Source organism: Kribbella sp. NPDC055110 (genome assembly GCF_053607525.1).
In genome coordinates this window covers 178,339-194,698 of the sequence record NZ_JBSGTS010000008.1, presented here as the reverse complement: position 1 = coordinate 194,698, position 16,360 = coordinate 178,339, and the positions used below count along the sequence as shown (strand labels likewise).

At 67.8% G+C, this 16,360-nt stretch carries 16 protein-coding genes; 6 read left to right on the top strand and 10 right to left on the bottom strand.

Translation table 11 applies throughout. The features are described 5' to 3' along the window. Positions 1–105: 105 nt before the first annotated feature. On the top strand, positions 106–522 hold the full coding sequence (locus ACWF0M_RS15390) for an acyl-CoA thioesterase (RefSeq protein ID WP_452236297.1): 417 nt from the start codon (positions 106–108) through the stop codon (positions 520–522). Continuing rightward, positions 519–1,628, top strand: coding sequence for a zinc-dependent alcohol dehydrogenase family protein (locus tag ACWF0M_RS15385; protein ID WP_452236296.1), 1,110 nt, complete (start codon positions 519–521; stop codon positions 1,626–1,628). The genes ACWF0M_RS15390 and ACWF0M_RS15385 overlap by 4 nt, the downstream gene beginning before the upstream one ends. On the opposite strand, the gene ACWF0M_RS15380 is transcribed toward ACWF0M_RS15385, so the two are convergent. Beyond that, the gene (locus ACWF0M_RS15380; RefSeq protein WP_452236295.1) at positions 1,610–2,071 is read right to left on the bottom strand and encodes a YciI family protein; all 462 of its coding nucleotides are present in this window, start codon (positions 2,069–2,071) and stop codon (positions 1,610–1,612) included. The two genes, ACWF0M_RS15385 and ACWF0M_RS15380, sit on opposite strands and share 19 nt — an antisense overlap. Before the next feature lie 138 nt (positions 2,072–2,209). Here ACWF0M_RS15380 and ACWF0M_RS15375 point away from each other — a divergent pair, with 138 nt between their 5' ends. After that, on the top strand, positions 2,210–3,640 hold the full coding sequence (locus tag ACWF0M_RS15375) for a zinc-dependent metalloprotease family protein (protein ID WP_452236294.1): 1,431 nt from the start codon (positions 2,210–2,212) through the stop codon (positions 3,638–3,640). A gap of 97 nt (positions 3,641–3,737) precedes the next feature. After that, positions 3,738–5,168, top strand: coding sequence for a pre-peptidase C-terminal domain-containing protein (locus ACWF0M_RS15370; RefSeq protein WP_452236293.1), 1,431 nt, complete (start codon positions 3,738–3,740; stop codon positions 5,166–5,168). A 49-nt stretch (positions 5,169–5,217) separates the two neighbouring features. Here ACWF0M_RS15370 and ACWF0M_RS15365 read toward each other — a convergent pair whose 3' ends face one another. Then, positions 5,218–5,652 carry a nuclear transport factor 2 family protein gene (locus ACWF0M_RS15365; protein ID WP_452236292.1) on the bottom strand — a complete coding sequence of 145 codons (435 nt, stop codon included), beginning with the start codon at positions 5,650–5,652 and terminating at the stop codon, positions 5,218–5,220. A gap of 96 nt (positions 5,653–5,748) precedes the next feature. Here ACWF0M_RS15365 and ACWF0M_RS15360 point away from each other — a divergent pair, with 96 nt between their 5' ends. Next, on the top strand, positions 5,749–6,228 hold the full coding sequence (locus ACWF0M_RS15360) for a MarR family winged helix-turn-helix transcriptional regulator (protein ID WP_452236291.1): 480 nt from the start codon (positions 5,749–5,751) through the stop codon (positions 6,226–6,228). Here ACWF0M_RS15360 and ACWF0M_RS15355 read toward each other — a convergent pair. From ACWF0M_RS15355 to ACWF0M_RS15330, 6 genes are read right to left on the bottom strand one after another with little or no spacing between them, the layout of a single operon-like run. Then, a complete protein-coding gene (locus ACWF0M_RS15355; RefSeq protein WP_452236290.1) occupies positions 6,221–7,405 on the bottom strand; it encodes a M20 metallopeptidase family protein in 1,185 nt (394 codons plus the stop codon). The two genes, ACWF0M_RS15360 and ACWF0M_RS15355, sit on opposite strands and share 8 nt — an antisense overlap. Then, on the bottom strand, positions 7,405–9,027 hold the full coding sequence (locus ACWF0M_RS15350; protein ID WP_452236289.1) for an ABC transporter substrate-binding protein: 1,623 nt from the start codon (positions 9,025–9,027) through the stop codon (positions 7,405–7,407). Before ACWF0M_RS15350 ends, ACWF0M_RS15355 begins: the two co-directional genes overlap by 1 nt. Positions 9,028–9,056: 29 nt before the next feature. Continuing rightward, a complete protein-coding gene (gene opp4C, locus ACWF0M_RS15345) occupies positions 9,057–9,929 on the bottom strand; it encodes an oligopeptide ABC transporter permease (RefSeq protein WP_452236288.1) in 873 nt (290 codons plus the stop codon). Beyond that, the gene (locus ACWF0M_RS15340; protein WP_452236287.1) at positions 9,922–10,872 is read right to left on the bottom strand and encodes an ABC transporter permease; all 951 of its coding nucleotides are present in this window, start codon (positions 10,870–10,872) and stop codon (positions 9,922–9,924) included. The genes opp4C and ACWF0M_RS15340 overlap by 8 nt, the downstream gene beginning before the upstream one ends. Continuing rightward, on the bottom strand, positions 10,872–11,876 hold the full coding sequence (locus tag ACWF0M_RS15335; protein ID WP_452236286.1) for an ABC transporter ATP-binding protein: 1,005 nt from the start codon (positions 11,874–11,876) through the stop codon (positions 10,872–10,874). Before ACWF0M_RS15335 ends, ACWF0M_RS15340 begins: the two co-directional genes overlap by 1 nt. Then, positions 11,873–12,907, bottom strand: coding sequence for an ABC transporter ATP-binding protein (locus ACWF0M_RS15330; RefSeq protein WP_452236285.1), 1,035 nt, complete (start codon positions 12,905–12,907; stop codon positions 11,873–11,875). Before ACWF0M_RS15330 ends, ACWF0M_RS15335 begins: the two co-directional genes overlap by 4 nt. 180 nt (positions 12,908–13,087) lie before the next feature. Here ACWF0M_RS15330 and ACWF0M_RS15325 point away from each other — a divergent pair, with 180 nt between their 5' ends. Next, on the top strand, positions 13,088–14,140 hold the full coding sequence (locus ACWF0M_RS15325; protein WP_452236284.1) for an Lrp/AsnC family transcriptional regulator: 1,053 nt from the start codon (positions 13,088–13,090) through the stop codon (positions 14,138–14,140). A 174-nt stretch (positions 14,141–14,314) separates the two neighbouring features. Here ACWF0M_RS15325 and ACWF0M_RS15320 read toward each other — a convergent pair whose 3' ends face one another. Together ACWF0M_RS15320 and ACWF0M_RS15315 are read right to left on the bottom strand one after the other, a co-directional pair. Next, complete coding sequence (locus ACWF0M_RS15320) at positions 14,315–15,361, bottom strand: hypothetical protein (RefSeq protein ID WP_452236283.1); 1,047 nt, start codon at positions 15,359–15,361, stop codon at positions 14,315–14,317. Beyond that, positions 15,358–15,705 (bottom strand): hypothetical protein, encoded by a 348-nt coding sequence (locus ACWF0M_RS15315; protein ID WP_452236282.1) that lies wholly within the window; start codon positions 15,703–15,705, stop codon positions 15,358–15,360. The genes ACWF0M_RS15320 and ACWF0M_RS15315 overlap by 4 nt, the downstream gene beginning before the upstream one ends. Positions 15,706–16,360 lie beyond the last annotated feature (655 nt).

Sequence of the window (16,360 nt, the reverse complement as noted above, 5' to 3'; positions counted from 1 at the left end):
CGATGGCTGCTCAGTTCTGAGCCGCAGCGCGGATGGGAATTTCATGGCTGAATCGCAGGATATCGACGTCATGTGCAGCCTCTGGGTGGGTGTCGGCCGCAAGCCGTGAGCCGGAGCGAGTATCCGCACCACCTGGCGATCACGCTGCGGTGGAAGGACAACGACGTCTACGGGCACGTCAACAACGTCGAGTACTACAGCTTCTTCGACACCGTGATCAACGACTTCCTGATCCGCGTCGGCGGGCTCGACATCCATCGCGGCGACGTGATCGGGTTGTGCGTGGACTCGCAGTGCACGTTCAAGCAACCGCTCGAGTTCCCGGGGGTCGTCGACGCCGGGTTGCGGTGCGGGCAGCTCGGCAACTCCAGTGTGCGCTACGAGATCGCCTTGTTCCGTGAGGGCTCGGACGAACCGGCCGCGACCGGCCGGTTCGTGCACGTCTTCGTCGGGCGGCACGATCGCGTCCCCGTCCCGGTGCCGGACGAGATCCGCGCGGCCCTCGAAGGGATTACGGGATGATCGTGCGCGGCGCCGTACTGCGGGAGATGGGCCTGCCGGCGCCGTACGCCGAATCGCGGCCGCTGTACGTGGAAGAGTTGGAGCTCGCGCCGCCTGGTCCGGGGGAGCTGCTGGTCCGGATCCGCGCGGCCGGGTTGTGCCACTCGGACCTCTCGGTGATCGACGGTTCGCGCCCGCGCGTGATGCCGATGCTCCTCGGTCACGAGGCGACGGGTTCGGTCGTCGAGTCGAACGCGCCGGGGTTCGCGGTCGGCGACGTGGTTGCTTGTGCCTTTGTGCCCGCGTGTGGCGGTTGCGGACCTTGTGCTGAGGGCAGGGCTGCGTTGTGCGAACCCGGGGCCGCCGCCAACGCCGCCGGCACGCTCCTGAACGGCGCCCGCCGCCTGTCCTCCGACGTGCACCACCATCTGGGTGTCTCCGGGTTTGCGGATCATGCGGTGATTTCCGCGCGTTCGGCCGTGAAGATCGATCCGTCGCTGCCACCCGAGATCGCCGCGCTCTTCGGCTGTGCCGTGCTGACCGGGGTCGGCGCGGTCGTCAACACCGCTCAGGTCAGGGCCGGTCGCAGTGCGGTCGTCTTCGGGCTCGGCGGCGTCGGACTGTCAGCGCTCCTCGGCGCTGTCCTCGTCGGAGCGCATCCGATTGTCGCCGTCGACGTCGTACCCACCAAGCTGGAGCTGGCGCAAGCGCTGGGGGCTACGGCTGTTGTGGATGCCCGAGACGCCGACGCCGTCGAGCAGGTACGGGCGGCGACGTCAGGCGGGGCGGACTACGCATTCGAGACGGTCGGGAGCGCGAAGGTGCTCGAGCAGGCGTACGCCGCCACGCGCCGTGGCGGGACCACAGTCACCGTCGGACTCCCGCATCCGTCGCAGACGTTCAGCGTGCCCGCGGTGAGCCTGGTCGCGGAGGAGCGCACGGTGAAGGGCTCGTACCTCGGCTCGTCGGTGCCGTCCCGCGACATCCCGCGGTACGTCGACCTCTACCGAGCCGGCCGCCTACCCGTCGACCGGCTGCTGACCGCGACGGTCGGGCTCGACGACCTCAATCAAGCCTTCGACGACCTGGCCGCCGGCGTGTCGATCCGTCAGGTGCTGCTCTTCTGAAGGTTCTCGGCGGCCTTCTGGAACGTGTGTTCGTTACGGTCCCGGGCCTCGTCGGTGTAGTTGTCACCGAAGAAGTCGGCGGTGGGGACCGGCCGGATCTCCAGCAGCCCGGACGTCTCGGGGTCGCCGGCGCCGAGGGCGTCCGCCGCGATACAGCGCCAGCCCCACTCGACCGCTTCCTCGCGGGACCCGACGTCGATCAGGCAGAACCCGGCGATCAGCTCCTTGGTCTCGGTGAACGGACCGTCGACCACCCGGCGCTTCCCGGCGTCCAGCTGCAGCCGGAAGCCGTGTGAGCTCGGCAGCAGCCCGTCGCCCGCGAGCAGGACGCCCTTCTCCGCCATCTCGGCCATCACCAGGCCCATCGCGGTCAGGCTCTCCTCGCTCGGCAGCTGACCCGCCTCGGACTCTTCGCTGGCCTTGAAAACCATCATGAAACGCATCGGAACCCTCCCAAGTCGACGTTAAATCCCGAGACGAATCTATACACCGGCATAGACCTTCGGGCAGGCTACGCACAGTGCGCCCCCACGCACGAGATGTGATGTGCCGCCCCGGAGTCCTTGAGGAGGACCCCAGTTATGCCCACCCGCCCCCGCCGGATCGGTGCCCTCGCCGTCGCCGGTGCCGTTGTTTTCGGAGCACTGGCCGTCGTCGTCGGTAACCAGGCCGACGCCCAGCAGCCCGCTCCGCTTCCCATCGACCAGCTGCTCGGCCAGGAGTTGCAGGGCAAGGCCGCGCTCGGCCGCGTCCAGTCCCGGCTCGCCGAGATCGCCGATCAGAACAAGTTGTCCACAGACCACCTTCGGCAGATCCTGGCGAGCGACCGCACCGCCTGGCTGGACCGCGCCGGCAAGCTGTTCTACCGGGAGCCCGGCCTGACTGCCGCGCAGAAGGCTCCCGAGGCGTCACCACGCTGGGCGCGTACGGCGGCCGCCGCCGCGACCGGCCCGGCGTTCGAGCTGCACAGCAAGCCGGGCTCGAATCGGGTCATTTACCTCGACTTCGACGGCCACACGATCACCGGTACGGCGTGGAACACCAACGGCAAGCCGTCCACCGTGAACGTCACGGCGTACGACACCGACGGGAACACCAGTAGCTGGAGTACGGCGGAGCAGGACGTCGTACGCGATGTCTGGGCTCGCGTCGCGGAGGACTACGCGCCGTTCGACGTGGACGTGACGACGCAGCAGCCGGCGCAGTCCGCGATCACGCGGTCCGGTGCGTCCGACCTGCAGTACGGGACGCGGGTGCTGATCGACCCGACCACCTGGTACCAGTCCGGTTGCGGTTGCGGCGGGGTCGCGTACGTCGGCGTGTATGACAACACCAGCCAGCACGACTACTACCAGCCCGCCCTGGTCTTCACGAAGGGCGTCGGGACCGGGGCGAAGAACATCGCCGAGGCGGCGGCGCACGAGGCGGGTCACAACGTCGGCCTCTCGCATGACGGCACCGCGTCCGTCGGGTACTACGCCGGTCACGGCTCCTGGGCGCCGATCATGGGCGTCGGCTACTCGAAGGCGATCAGCCAGTGGAGCAAGGGCGAGTACACCGGGGCGAACAACAAGGAAGACGACTTCGTGGTGATCGGCCAGAACGGGCTGGCGCTGCGGGCCGATGACTACGGCAACGGTACGTCGGATGCCACCGCGCTGACGCTCGGGACGAGTGTGAAGGGTGTGTACGCCGACGACTCCGACGTCGACACCTTCCGGATCGACCTCGCGGCCGGCACGTTCAATTTCGCTGCTGCCTCCGGCGGGGACCTGGACATCAAGCTCCAGTTGCTGAACTCGTCGGGTGGGGTCGTCGCCACCGCGGACCCGGCCTCCGGTCAGACCAACTCGGCCACCCCGACCGGGCTGAGCGCGAGCATCAGTCGCCAGGTCACGGCCGGCCGCTACTACCTCCGGATCGAGAACACCGGATACGGCAGCCCGCTGAACACCGGCTACTCGACGTACGGCAGTCGCGGCGCTTACACCGTCCGCGTCACCGCCGGCTGACCTTGAGCAACCCGGGGCCGTCGATCCCACCGAGATCGACGGCCCCGGGTTTTGGGGGGAACCCGCCCCGCGGGGGGGACGTGAGGAGGAACCCGTAGTGAACAGAATCCGCCGCACCGGCGCGCTTGCGTGTGCTGGTGCTGTTGTTTTCGGAGGTCTGGCTGTCGCGCTCGGCACCCAGGCCGATGCGCAACAGACACCGATCGACCAGTTGCTGTCGCAGCCGTTGGCCGGCGGCTCGGCGCTCGGAAAGGTGCAGTCGCGGCTGGCCGAGGTTGCCGCGCACAACGGTCTGCCGACGGACCAGTTGCGGCAGATCCTTGCCACCGACAAGACCGCGTGGCTCGATGCCGATAGCAAGCTGTTCTTCCGCGAGCCCGGCCTGACTGCGGCGCAGAAGGCTCCCGAGGCGTCACCACGCTGGGCGCGTACGGCGGCCGCCGCCGCGACCGGCCCGGCGTTCGAGCTGCACAGCAAGCCGGGCTCGAGCCGGGTCATTTACCTCGACTTCGACGGCCACACCATCACCGGTACAGCGTGGAACGCGTCGAAGGGCGTCGATCCCGTCAACGTCTCGGCGTACGACACCGATGGCGATCCGGCTAGTTGGAGCACGGCCGAGCAGGACGTCGTACACGAGGTATGGGCGCGGGTCGCCGAGGACTATGCGACCTTCGACGTGGACGTGACGACGCAGGAGCCGGCGCAGTCCGCGATCGACCGGTCGGGCGCGTCGGACGAGCAGTACGGGACGCGCGTACTGATCGATCCGGACACCTGGTACCAATCCGGGTGCGGTTGCGGCGGCGTGGCGTACGTCGGCGTGTACGACAGCACCAGCCAGCACGACTACTACCAGCCGGCGCTCGTGTTCACGAAGGGTGTCGGCACCGGTGCCAAGAACCTCGCCGAGGCGGCGTCGCACGAGGCCGGCCACAACGTCGGCCTGTCGCACGACGGCACGTCGACGGTCGGGTACTACCAGGGCCACGGCGCATGGGCGCCGATCATGGGCGTCGGGTACTACCGCGGCATCAGCCAGTGGAGCAAGGGCGAGTACGCCGACGCGAACAACAAGGAAGACGACTACGCGGTCGTCGGCTCGCACGGACTCGCACTGCGCGCGGACGAGGCCGGTGACACCGCCGGCGACGCCGCCGCACTGACCGTCGGTACGCCGGTGTCGGGCGTCATCGCGGCCGAGACCGACACCGACGTCTACCGCGTCGACGTGAGTGCTGCCGGCAACTACACCGCGACGGCAAGCTCCGCTCCCAGCGGTGGCAACCTCGACATCAAGCTGGACCTGCTGGACAGCTCCGGCGCGGTCGTTGCCTCGAACGACCCGGCCTCCGGACAGAGCGACGCCGGTACGCCGACGGGTCTCGGTGCGAGTGTTAGCGGCAGCCTTCAGCCGGGTACGTATTACCTGCGGATCGACAACGTGGGCTACGGCGACCCGCTGAACACGGGCTACTCGACGTACGGCAGCCGGGGCGCCTACACCCTCGGAGTTTCGCCCTCCTGAACCCTGTGGCTGGTCGGCCTCTGGCGGACCGACCAGCCACAGGCCGTTTCTACAGCGCGCGGTCGAGCGGAGCGGTCAGTGCGACCGGGCTGACCTCGAGCTGGTCGAAGCGCCAGCCCTTCTCGGTCCGGCGCGCGCGGTAGTGGTGTATCGCAGCCGCGATCGCCTCCGTCTTGTCGTCGAGAACGTAGACCGCGGTGTCATGTGCGCGCACGGTCGCGGTCTCGCCCTGGATCTCGATCACGAGGTTCGACTTGTTGTGCAGCGTGCGGACGTAGTCGTCGTGACGCTCCCGCGCGGTGTCGACGAGCGCCTGGATGCCCTCGACCTCGCCTCGGCGGGACCTGAGGACCACGTCCTCGGTGAAGAGGCGGTCGCTCTCGTCGTACCGGCGCTCGTCGATCCACAGGCTGTGGCGGTAGACCAGGTCGGCCAGCTCGCTGCGGTCGGCGAGCTCGCGGAGCAGGGTTTCGGTGGCGGTCATCGCGGAACTCCTTGAATTGTTAGTAGGGCTAACGTTGGCCCTACCAATGAATGTAGATCGTTAGTCCGACTAACGCAAGAGGCGTAGGCTAGCGCCATGGAGGACGGCGACGAACTGCGTTTCGACCGTGGCGCGGAGACACCGGAGCGCATCAAGGCGCAGCTGTCACGGCTGGTCGGGCTCACGGCGGCCCAGACCGCCCGCGCCTCCGGCGACGCGCTGCGTGCGGTCGGCGCGCACAAGGACCACTTCGTGGTGCTCGCTGCGCTCGCCGAGTTCGGTCCGGCGAGCCAATCGGCGCTCGCCGGCCGCGCCCGCGTCTACAAGAGCGATCTCGTCGCGGTTCTCAACGAGCTCGCGGACGGCGGCTGGATCCGCCGTACGCCGGACCCGGCCGACAAACGCCGCAACGTCATCACGATCACGGAAACCGGCGTACGGCGGCTCGCCGAGCTGGACCAGGTGCTCGCCGGCGTGAATGCCCGCATCACGGCGCCGCTGACCAGCGAGGAGCGCGATCAGCTGTTCGCGCTCCTCAACCGAGTCAACTCACACCTCGCAGGGCCGACTAGCTGATCAGGTGCTTGGCGGCCAGCTGGGCGAGGGCGGTCGCCTGGTCGGCCAGGACCGCATCGTCGAACCGGACGAGGCTCGAATGGTTCGACGGCGCTTCCTCCTCCGGGACGTCGTCCGGCCGGGCGCCGACCATCACGAACGTTCCCGGCACTTCGCGCAGCACCATCGAGAAGTCCTCGGCGCCCATCAACGGGTTGTCCAGCTGCTGCACCCGCTCCGCGCCGAACAAGTCGGTGAGGAGGTCCGCGGTTTCCGCCGTACGTCCGGCATCGTTGACCGTCACCGGGTACTGCGGGTCGAGCCGCGCCTCGACCGTGCATCCGTGCGCGGCCGCGATCCGCTCCGCCAGCGCCGGCAGTTCGCGGGTCAGCTGCTCGAGCATCGCGTCCGACAAGGTCCGGACGGTCGCGCCGAGCCGGGCCGTGTTCGGGATGACGTTGATCGCGACACCCGCCTCGAGCTGCGTCACCGTGATCACCACCGGGTCGAACACGTTCACCCGCCGCGTCGCGTACGTCTGCAACGCGAGCACCAGCTCCGCCACCACCGGCACCGGGTCGATCGTCTTGTCCGGCGATGACCCGTGGCCGCCCTTGCCGCGCACCGTGATGTGCAACTGGTTCGAACTGGCCATGATCGTGCCCGGACGCAGCTGGAACGTCCCCTTCGCCGCCTGCGACCAGACGTGCAACGCGTACGCCGCGATGGGCTTGTCGCCGGTGGCGTCGAGAAGGCCTTCCCGCAGCATGTACCCGGCACCGCCGAGGCCTTCCTCGCCTGGCTGGAACATGAAGATCACGTTCCCGTTCAGCTCCTCGCGGTGTGCACTCAGCAGCTGCGCCGCTCCCACCAGTCCCGTGGTGTGGAGATCGTGGCCGCAGGCGTGCATGTTCCCGTTCTCGGCCGCGTATGAGAGCCCGGTCTCCTCGACCACGGGCAACGCATCCATGTCGCCCCGCAGCAGCACCGTCGGCCCGGGGCGGCCGCCGCGCAGTACGCCGACCACCGAAGTCAGCTCCTTGCCGGTACTGACCTCCAACGGCAATCCGGCCACCGCGTCGAGCACCAGCGCCTGGGTCTTCGGCAGATCGAGACCGACCTCAGGAACCTGGTGCAGCTCCCGCCGTAGCTCGATCAGCCCGGGCGCGATCGCGGTGGCTTCCTCGATGAGACTCATCAGTTCGCTCCTTCGAATGCCCATTGGCCGATGTTCGCCACGGTTCCCGGCCAGAACGGAGTCGCCCCGCCCACCGCCACCGACTTGCTGGTCGCGGCGACGGCGTGGTCGGAGTACAGCGTCAGGACCGGCATGTCAGCCTGCCACAACGCCTGCAACTGGTTGTAGATCTGGTGCCGCGCGGCCGTCTTCGCCTCGGACTTGCCGGCCAGCAGCAGCTTGTCGCTCTCCGGCGAGTTGTAACCGGTCAGGTTGAAGGAGCCGGTCGAGGAATACATGTTCGACACGTCAGGGTCGATGTTGAAGGTCAGGCCCATCAGTACCATGTCGTGGTCCTTCGCCCGCGCCTTGGCCAGCGTGGTCGGGAAGTCGTAGTTGGTCTGGACGACGTTCAGGCCGATCGCCTTGAAGTTCTGCAGCAGGATGTCGGCCGACCGCTCCCGGATCTTGTTCCCGGTCGGTACGACGAAGTTGATCTTCCGGCTGAAGTCCCAGCCCGCCTCGGTGAGCAGCTTCTTGGCCAGCGCCGGGTCGTAACTGAACGTCTTCAGGCTCTTGTCCAGGAACGGGCTCTGGCTGGTGTACGGGCCGTCGATCACCTCACCGTTGCCGAGCAGCAGCTCGTCGACGATCTGCTTGCGGTTGATCGCATGCGCCAGCCCCGCCCGCATGCGGGGGTCCGCGAACGTCGTCACGTTGAACTGGATCGTCTGGAACCCGATGGTCGGGTTGACCTTGGTGGTCACGTCCTTGAACGCCTGGACCGTCTTCAGGTCCTGGAACGGGATGTTCCCGATCCCGCCGCCGGAGTTCATCATGATCGACCCGGTCTGCAGCTCACCGGCGAGGTTCGAGGCCGGCATGATCTTCATGATCAGCTTCGCGATCTTCGGAGCGCCGCCGTAGTAGTCCGGGTTGGCGGCGTACTCGATGCTCGCGTTCTGGGTGTACTTCGTGAACTTGTACGGACCGCTCGTGACGTCAGGCAGTTGCGCGAACTTGCTGTCGTCGATCTGCGCCGGTGCGGTCTTCGCCAGCACGTGCTCGGGCATGATCACCACCTTGGTGCCGATCATCTCCTTGACGTAGTTCGGGTCCACCGGGGTCTTCGTGGTGAACACGACCGTGGTGTCGTCCGGCGCGGTCAGCCCCGGTACGGCGGTCTGTCCCTTCGGAAGCTTGCCGGTGGCATCGACTCCGGTCAGGGTGGTGACGTTCCCGCCGAGGGTGGTGAGCGAGTCCCGGTTGGCGATCAGGTTGATCGTGTACACCACGTCCTTCGCGGTGATCGGCTGCCCGTCGCTCCACTTGGCGCCGGCGTGCAGCTTCACCGTGAAAGTCTTGTTGTCCTTGCTCTCCATCGACTCGGCCAGCTTCGGGACGAACTTCAGCGGCTCCGGCTGGTCCAGCAGCGTGTCCATCGCGAACCGGACGGCGAACTGACCGCCGACATCGGACTGGTTGATCGGGTTGAAGCTGGCCGGCGGATTCACCGTGCCGACGTACAGCGTGTCGCCACCGCCCCCGCCGCTGCCGGCAGTGCCCGTGCACGCAGTCGGTATCAGCAACAGGCCGATCGCGGCCAGTCCGGCGCTGAGCCGGTAGGTGGTCCGTGCAGACATAGCGGGTCCCTTCTCGACAAGGATGGGGGTCAGGTATCGGATCGGGACTCCATGGAGTCGCGCAGGCCGTCGCCGACGAAGTTGATCGCGAGCACGGCGAACAGGATCATCAGGCCCGGCGGGATCCAGATCCACGGCTGGCTGGACAGCACAGTGATCGACTGCGCCTCGCTGAGCATGTTGCCCCAGCTGGCCGCCGGCGGGCGGACGCCCATCCCGAGGAAACTCAGGCCGGACTCGAGGATGATCGCCTGCGCGACGCCGAACGTCGCGTTCACGACGATCGGCGACAACGCGTTCGGCAGGATGTGCCGGAACAGGATCCGCGGCGTGCGGTACCCCAGCGCCACCGCGGCCTGCACGTAGTCGCTGCCCTTGATCGACAGCACGCTGCCGCGGACCAGCCGGCCGATCATCGGCCAGGCCAGCGCACCGATCACCACGATGATCGTGAGCAGACTCGGCCCGAGCACGCTGACCAGGATCAGGATCACCATGAAGTACGGGAACGACATGAACACGTCGGTGATCCGCATGATCACCTGGTCCACCCAGCCGCCGTAGTACCCGGCCAGTAGACCGAGCAGGACGCCGATCACGACGTACACGACGACCGCTCCGACGCCGACGCTCATCGACACCCGGGCGCCGTAGATCAGCCGGCTGAGCACGTCCCGCCCGACCGAGTCGGTGCCGAGCAGATGCGCGCCCGACGGCGACGACTCGAACTTGTCGAAGATCTGGTTCGGGTTGTGCGGTGCCAGGAGCGGCGCCAGCGCGGCGATCAGCACCATCAGGACAACGACCACCAGTCCGGCGACCGCCAGCCGGTGCCGCCGGAACCGCCGGATCATCAGCCGGGTGGACGACTGGCCGGTCTCGGGCTCGCGGCGCTTATGCATAGGCAACCCTCGGGTCCACCACCGCGTAGGCGATGTCGGTGAGCAGGTTGGCGGCGAACACGGCGATCGCCGCGATCAGGTTGATGCCCATCAGTACGGCGTAGTCGCGGGCGCCGATCGACTGGATGGTCAGCAGCCCGATACCCGGCCACTGGAAGATCTGCTCGGTCACGATCGCGCCGCCGATCAGCGCGGACAAATCGATACCGATCACCGTCACGACCGGGATCAACGCGTTCCGCAGAGCGTGCTTGTTGGTGATGGTCGCCGCGCCGAGACCCTTCGCCTTCGCGGTCCGGATGTAGTCCTGGCCGAACGCGTCGATCATGCTCGACCGGACGTACCGGACCATGCCGGCCGCGACCGCGGTGGCGAGTACGACGACCGGCAGGACGAGATGCGAGACCCGATCGGCGAACCCGCCTCCGCGTCCCAGCGTCACCATGCCGCCGGTCGGGAACCAGCCCAGGGTGAGCGCGAAGACGTAGATCATCGCCAGGCCGAGGAAGAAGTGCGGCACCGAGATGCCGAGGAACGACGCCCCGACGACCCCGTAGTCGGCGGCCGTGTTGCGGCGGCGCGCTGCGAAGATCCCGATCGGTATCGCGATCAGGTAGGCGACGACGAGCGACGTACCCATCAGCAGCAGGGTCGGGCCGATCCGGTCGGCGATCAGCTGGGTGACGGGCTCGCGGTTCTGGAACGAGACGCCGAGGTTGCCGTGCAGCAGTTGGGTGAGCCAGTTGAGGTACTGGACGAAGACGGGCTTGTCGAGCCCGAGCGCGGCCTCGGTACGCGCGACGTCCTCGGGCGTTGCGGTGGGGGAGAGGTACAGGTCAGCCGGGCTGCCGGGCGCGAGGTTGATGATCAGGAAGTTGATCAGCGTCACACCGAGCAGGACCGGGATCCCGATCAGGATGCGCCGGACGAGGTAGGCAACCATCAGCTCGCCTCCTGGGCCAGCGGGAAGTGGCAGGCCACCTGATGCCTGGCACCTCCCGCGGCGTCCAGGGCCGGACTCTCGGTCCGGCAGAGGTCCTGTGCGTAAGGGCAGCGGGTGTGGAAGACGCAGCCGGGCGGGGGATTCGCCGGACTCGGTACGTCGCCCTCGACGATGATCCGCTCCCGGTCGCGCAGCCGCGGGTCGGGTTCCGGGTAGGCGTCGAGCAGGATCTCGGTGTACGGATGCCTCGGCCGGGCGAAGATCTCCGCGGTGGACGCGGTCTCCATCACCTTGCCCAGGTACATCACCACGATCCGGTCGCTGATGTACTTGATCGCGCCGAGGCCGTGGCTGATGAACACGTAGGTCAGGCCGAACTCGCCCTGCAGGTCCTTGAGCAGGTTCAGCACCTGGGCCTGGATCGACACATCGAGTGCGGACACCGGCTCGTCGCAGACGATCAGCCTGGGCTCGAGCATCAGCGCCCGCGCGATGCCGACCCGCTGCCGCATCCCGCCGGAGAGCTCGTGCGGGTAGCGGTCAAGGGAGAGCTTCGGGAGCCCGACGGTGGCGAGCATCTCGGCCGCCTTCGCCCGCGCGCCGGCGCGATCGAGGCGCTTGTGCGCGATCAACGGCTCGGCCAGCAGATCACCGATCCGGATCTGCGGATTCAGCGACGAGTACGGATCCTGGAACACCATCTGCAGCTCGGTCCGCAACCGCCGCATCCGCGCGGTCGACAGCGTCGCGATATCGGTCCCGTCGAACAGCACCGAGCCCGAGGTCGGCGGCTCCAGCCGTACGACGGCACGCCCGGTGGTGCTCTTCCCGCACCCGGACTCGCCGACGATGCCCACCGTTTCACCCGGGTACACGTCGAAGGTCACACCGTCGACAGCGCGCACGTGTCCGACCGTGCGGGCGACGACACCTTTGCGGATCGGGTAGTACCGCTTGAGATCTCGCACCTGCAGTAGGGGGCCGACGTCTTCCACTACCGTCATACCGGGACCGCCGTTTCGGTTTCGTCGTACAGCCAGCAGCGGACCGAGTGCGCCTCGCGGCTTGCCAGCGGGCGGAGGGCCGGGAGGTCCGTCGTACAGCGGTCCATTGCCTGCGGGCAGCGCTCCCGGAAGCGGCAGCCTTGCGGTAGGTGCAGCAGGCTCGGTACGGAACCGGCGATCGGGGTGAGGCGGTCCCCGGCCGGGGTGGTGATGTGCGGGATCGACTTCAGCAGGGCGACCGTGTACGGGTGCTTGGGCTGGTCGAACAGCGTGTAGACATCGGTCTCCTCGACGACCTGCCCGGCGTACATCACCGCGACCCGGTCGGCCATCTCCGCGACCACGCCGAGGTCGTGCGTGATGAAGATCGTCGCCGTACCGGTCTCCGCGCTCAGCTCCCGCATCAAGCGCAGGATCTGCGCCTGGATCGTCACGTCCAGCGCCGTCGTCGGCTCGTCCGCGATGATCAGCTTCGGCCGGCAGCTCAACGCCATCGCGATCATCACCCGCTGCCGCATCCCGCCGGACAGTCGGTGCGGATGGTCGTCGACGACCGCGTCGGCCCGCGGGATGCCGACCTTCTCCAGCAGCTCGATCGCCCGTTGCCGGGCCTGCGCCTTGGTCAGCCCGAGATGCAGGATCATCGTCTCGGCCAGCTGGTCGCCGATGGTCAGCACCGGGTTCAGCGACGTCATCGGCTCCTGGAAGATCATCGCGATCGCGTGCCCGCGGATCCGCCGCAACTCCGGCTCCGGCATCCCGGCCAGGTCCTGGCCCTCGAACATCACCGAGCCCTCGGTGACCCGGCCGTTCCCGGGCAGCAGCCCCATGATCGACAGCGCGGACACCGACTTACCGCTGCCGGACTCGCCGACCAGGCACAACGTCTCCCCGGCCGCCACGCTGAATCCGACTCCGTCCACCGGCGTGACCGGACCCTGATCGGTCGTGAACTCCGTCCGCAGGCCGTCGACCCGCAGCAGGGTGGACGCAGTGACAGCAGGCGTAGTGACAGAAGGCGTAACTGACAAGCGATCCTCCGTGGGGCGTCGAAGAACTCACTGGCCGGAGCCGGAACAACGGCTCTGGACATTGGATACTGTCATCCGCGCACTCAGGATGCTCCTCCCTCCGCGTATTCGATCAAATCCTTGTCATGACATCGCAGGGAACTTGCGTGACGGCCGTGACGCATGCGGGGATTTTGAGTTGTGGACGACGTAGATTTCCTGCTGATTAACGCTTTACAGCACCGGCCGCGTGCGAGCTGGTCGCAGCTCGAGGCGATCGTCGGCTGTGACGCGTCGACGCTGTCGCGCCGCTGGAGCCGACTCGTCGACAGCGGCCTCGTCTGGAGCTCGTGCTTCGCGGTGAGCCCAGGTGATCCGGATCGCCCGGACGGTCGCTTCGACTCCGCGGTGCACCCGTTGACCGGCGTCCTCGCGCTGGTCGAGGTGTACTGCGCGGCCGGCAGCCGCGAGAGCGTCATCGCCGGGATCGCGAAGACGCCGTCGGTGCTGACCGTCGAGTGCACGTCCGGCGGACCCGATCTGATCCTGACCTTGTCCTGCCCGTCGGTCGCCGAGGTCGACGCCTACGTCGCCACGGAGCTGGCCGCGGATCCCGGCGTACGGCGGACCCGGACCCACTTCACCCGTACGTTCTTCAAGGAAGGAACGAGCTGGCGGCCCGGCATCCTCAGCGAACGTCAGATGAAGGCACTGCAGGCGTTTCCGGCGACCGGCATCGACGCGCCTGCGATACCGACCCGCCTGCATGAGCTCGTCATCAACGCCCTGGCTGGTGACGTGCGCCGATCCGCGACGTCGATCGCCGACGAGATCGGGCGGAGCGTCGCCACCGTCACCCGCGCGATCGGGCAGATCCTGCATGCACCCTGGGCTCGCACGCGGGTCGACTTCGCGCACAACCTCGTCGGCTACAACGCGTCCGTGATGGTGTGGTTCAGCGTGCCGCATCATCAACTGGAGATGGTCGGCGCCGGTCTCGCGCTGATGCCGGAGACCCGGATGTGTTGCTCGGTGGTCAGCCGCGCCAACCTGGCCGTCACCTTCTGGCTCCGCACCCTCCGTGATCTCGACGCCGTCGAATCCAAGATCGCCCGCGCCTTCCCCATCGCACGAACCGAAGAACGCTGGCTCCTCCCACGCTTCCCCAAACGCCTTGGCCACACCCTCACCCCCACCGGTCACCACGCCGACTTCATCCCACCAACCCAGCCCTTGCCCACAGCCGACTCCTGACCACTCATCCAGACGCGACGGCATCCTGCAGCACACGACCCAACTGGCTGCTGCCGGCTCTTGGCCAGTCCCAGGACGCGGAGCTGGCTCAGTTGCTTCGTGTGCAGGAGTTCCGCGGCGACCCGGAGCTTGCCACCGCGCGTACGACGGTTGTCTGGAGCAACCAGCCATCGCTCAACCGGCCGTTCGGCTCACGCCCGAGGCAACCAGCGAGCCATGTGCGGGATGGGGACGGGTGGGCGATGTGTTGGGAGTTGCGAGGTGTCTGAGGGTTGGGGGTGTGATGCCCGACAGGGCTGTCTGGTGGGGTGAGGGCGCGCGGCTCGGTGTGGGTGGAGGGAGGGTGCAGTCGTCGGGGCTTCTGGTGGGGGCTGGGGTCAGTGGGCTCGTCGGGGTGGGACAGCTGGATTCGGCAGTGAGGGTCTCGTGGTGGAGGTGGGTGAGGATCTGGTGGGCGGTTGCCTTGGAGTGTTCGGTGGCGAGGCCGGGTGGGTTGAGTTCGTAGGTTTCCAGGTGGGCCAGGCCGGAGCGGAGGATCGACTCCAGGCGGGATCGGGTGTCGGCGCCGGGTGGTTCGAGGTCGGGGAGACGGGTGGAGTTGTAGACGAGGTCGAGCAGGACCGGCAGTTGGCCGGCGGCGGTTTGCCGGTTGAGGAGGCTGAGGGTCTCGCCGGGTGGGAGGCCGTTGCGGGTATCGAGGTCGGTGGTGAGTTCGCGGACGGCGGGGACGAAGGCGGCGTAGTACCCGTCGGACCGGACGGAATCGATGCCGGGGGCAACCTTGTCGATGCCGAGTCGGTGGATGAAGTCGTCGAGGTGGTCCTGGGCCCAGGCTTCGGTGACACCTTCCTCCAGTTGGCGGCTGCCGAGTTTCGTGAAGGCTTCGCGGGCTGCTTCCTGGGTGGCGTCTTCAGGGCCGAGGAAGTGCGCGTGCTCGTGGAGCAGGGTGGCCAGGGACTCGCGGTAGGCGATCAGTGTTTGAGTCGGACGTTGCGCGCCCGCGTGTTCGTAGAGGTGACGGAGTGGGTCGACGATCGACTCGCGATCGAGGTAGAGGGTGCCGTCCCAGTGGGCGAGGCCGAGCATGGCGCTCGACGACTCGATGATGTGACCGTTCCAGGCGGAGCGTTCCGCGCCGGCGAGTGTGCGAGCTGTCTCCCCGCTCATCGCGAACAGCTCGAGGACCGAGGTGGGGTGGGGCGCCACCGCCGTTGTCGTCACGAGCGGAACGCGATCGCGAGCCGCACGAGGGAGTCGGCGGTGCGGCGGATTCGCACCCGATCCTGCGGGTCCTCGGCCTGCGCCGCGAGCCGCCCAAGCTCGGTGATCAGCCAGTCGGCCCGCGCCTGCCGCTCAGCCCGCGCCTGCGTGGAGGCTCGTGCTTGCGCGGTGGGTCGTGCCTGCGTGGAGGCTGGTGCGTGCGCGGTGGGTCGTGGCTGCGCGGTGACTGGTGCCTGCGCGGTGACTGGTGCCTGCGCGGTGGCTGGTGCCTGCGCGGTGCCAGGCGGCGGGTCGAGTGGTGCGTGCGGGGTCGCGTGGGTCGGCGTACCGATCGAATGGTCCATGAGATGTCCTCCCGAGTCGTGAAGTCGGCGGAGAACATACGGAGATCAGACCCCAAATCTGCAGGCCACTTTGGAACTGTGGATAACCCCGCGCGGAGGCGCACCACCCCGACCACAAACCCGCCAACAAGACCGGATATCCGGCCCTCCTGTCCGATGCGTGGGTGAACTGCAGGCCCGTGAGACAGGTTCTGGTGGGCTGGCACCTGGTATTCCCTGTCCGCAGCCCCCAGAAGGTGTCTGTCCCCTCGGCAACCGGCCGCCTGTGCTCACCGTGCTCACCGTGCGGACGCAGTCCGCCGAAACGGCATCTCGACAGGACATATACGTCAACTACCTGCCGCCGCGCGCCGGCGGCAGGCTGGATCGCCGGGGCAGTGGACGTATACGTACTGTCGACCTGACAACATCCGCAGCACCCACGCCCAAGGCCCCGGGCAACGAGGGGCCAGCCGAGGCGACCGGGGTGACTGGGGACGATGGCTGGTCATTTCAGGTGGGCCGCAGTCCCCAGTCCCAGTCCCAGTCCCCAATCCCGGTCCCTGGACCGGGCCTGGACTTGGGATCTGGCCACCCTCGGCCATACCGACCCACACATCCAACACAAGACCGGATATCCCCTCGTGTTGGGGGTTCTCCCCTGGTGTACGAGCAG

Coding starts and splice junctions, on each gene's coding strand:
- ACWF0M_RS15385 (WP_452236296.1), top strand. CDS start 519: ATGATCGTGCGCGGCGCCGTACTGCGGGAGATGGGCCTGCCGGCGCCG.
- ACWF0M_RS15380 (WP_452236295.1), bottom strand. CDS start 2,071: ATGCGTTTCATGATGGTTTTCAAGGCCAGCGAAGAGTCCGAGGCGGGT.
- ACWF0M_RS15375 (WP_452236294.1), top strand. CDS start 2,210: ATGCCCACCCGCCCCCGCCGGATCGGTGCCCTCGCCGTCGCCGGTGCC.
- ACWF0M_RS15365 (WP_452236292.1), bottom strand. CDS start 5,652: ATGACCGCCACCGAAACCCTGCTCCGCGAGCTCGCCGACCGCAGCGAG.
- ACWF0M_RS15360 (WP_452236291.1), top strand. CDS start 5,749: ATGGAGGACGGCGACGAACTGCGTTTCGACCGTGGCGCGGAGACACCG.
- ACWF0M_RS15355 (WP_452236290.1), bottom strand. CDS start 7,405: ATGAGTCTCATCGAGGAAGCCACCGCGATCGCGCCCGGGCTGATCGAG.
- ACWF0M_RS15350 (WP_452236289.1), bottom strand. CDS start 9,027: ATGTCTGCACGGACCACCTACCGGCTCAGCGCCGGACTGGCCGCGATC.
- opp4C (WP_452236288.1), bottom strand. CDS start 9,929: ATGCATAAGCGCCGCGAGCCCGAGACCGGCCAGTCGTCCACCCGGCTG.
- ACWF0M_RS15340 (WP_452236287.1), bottom strand. CDS start 10,872: ATGGTTGCCTACCTCGTCCGGCGCATCCTGATCGGGATCCCGGTCCTG.
- ACWF0M_RS15335 (WP_452236286.1), bottom strand. CDS start 11,876: ATGACGGTAGTGGAAGACGTCGGCCCCCTACTGCAGGTGCGAGATCTC.
- ACWF0M_RS15315 (WP_452236282.1), bottom strand. CDS start 15,705: ATGGACCATTCGATCGGTACGCCGACCCACGCGACCCCGCACGCACCA.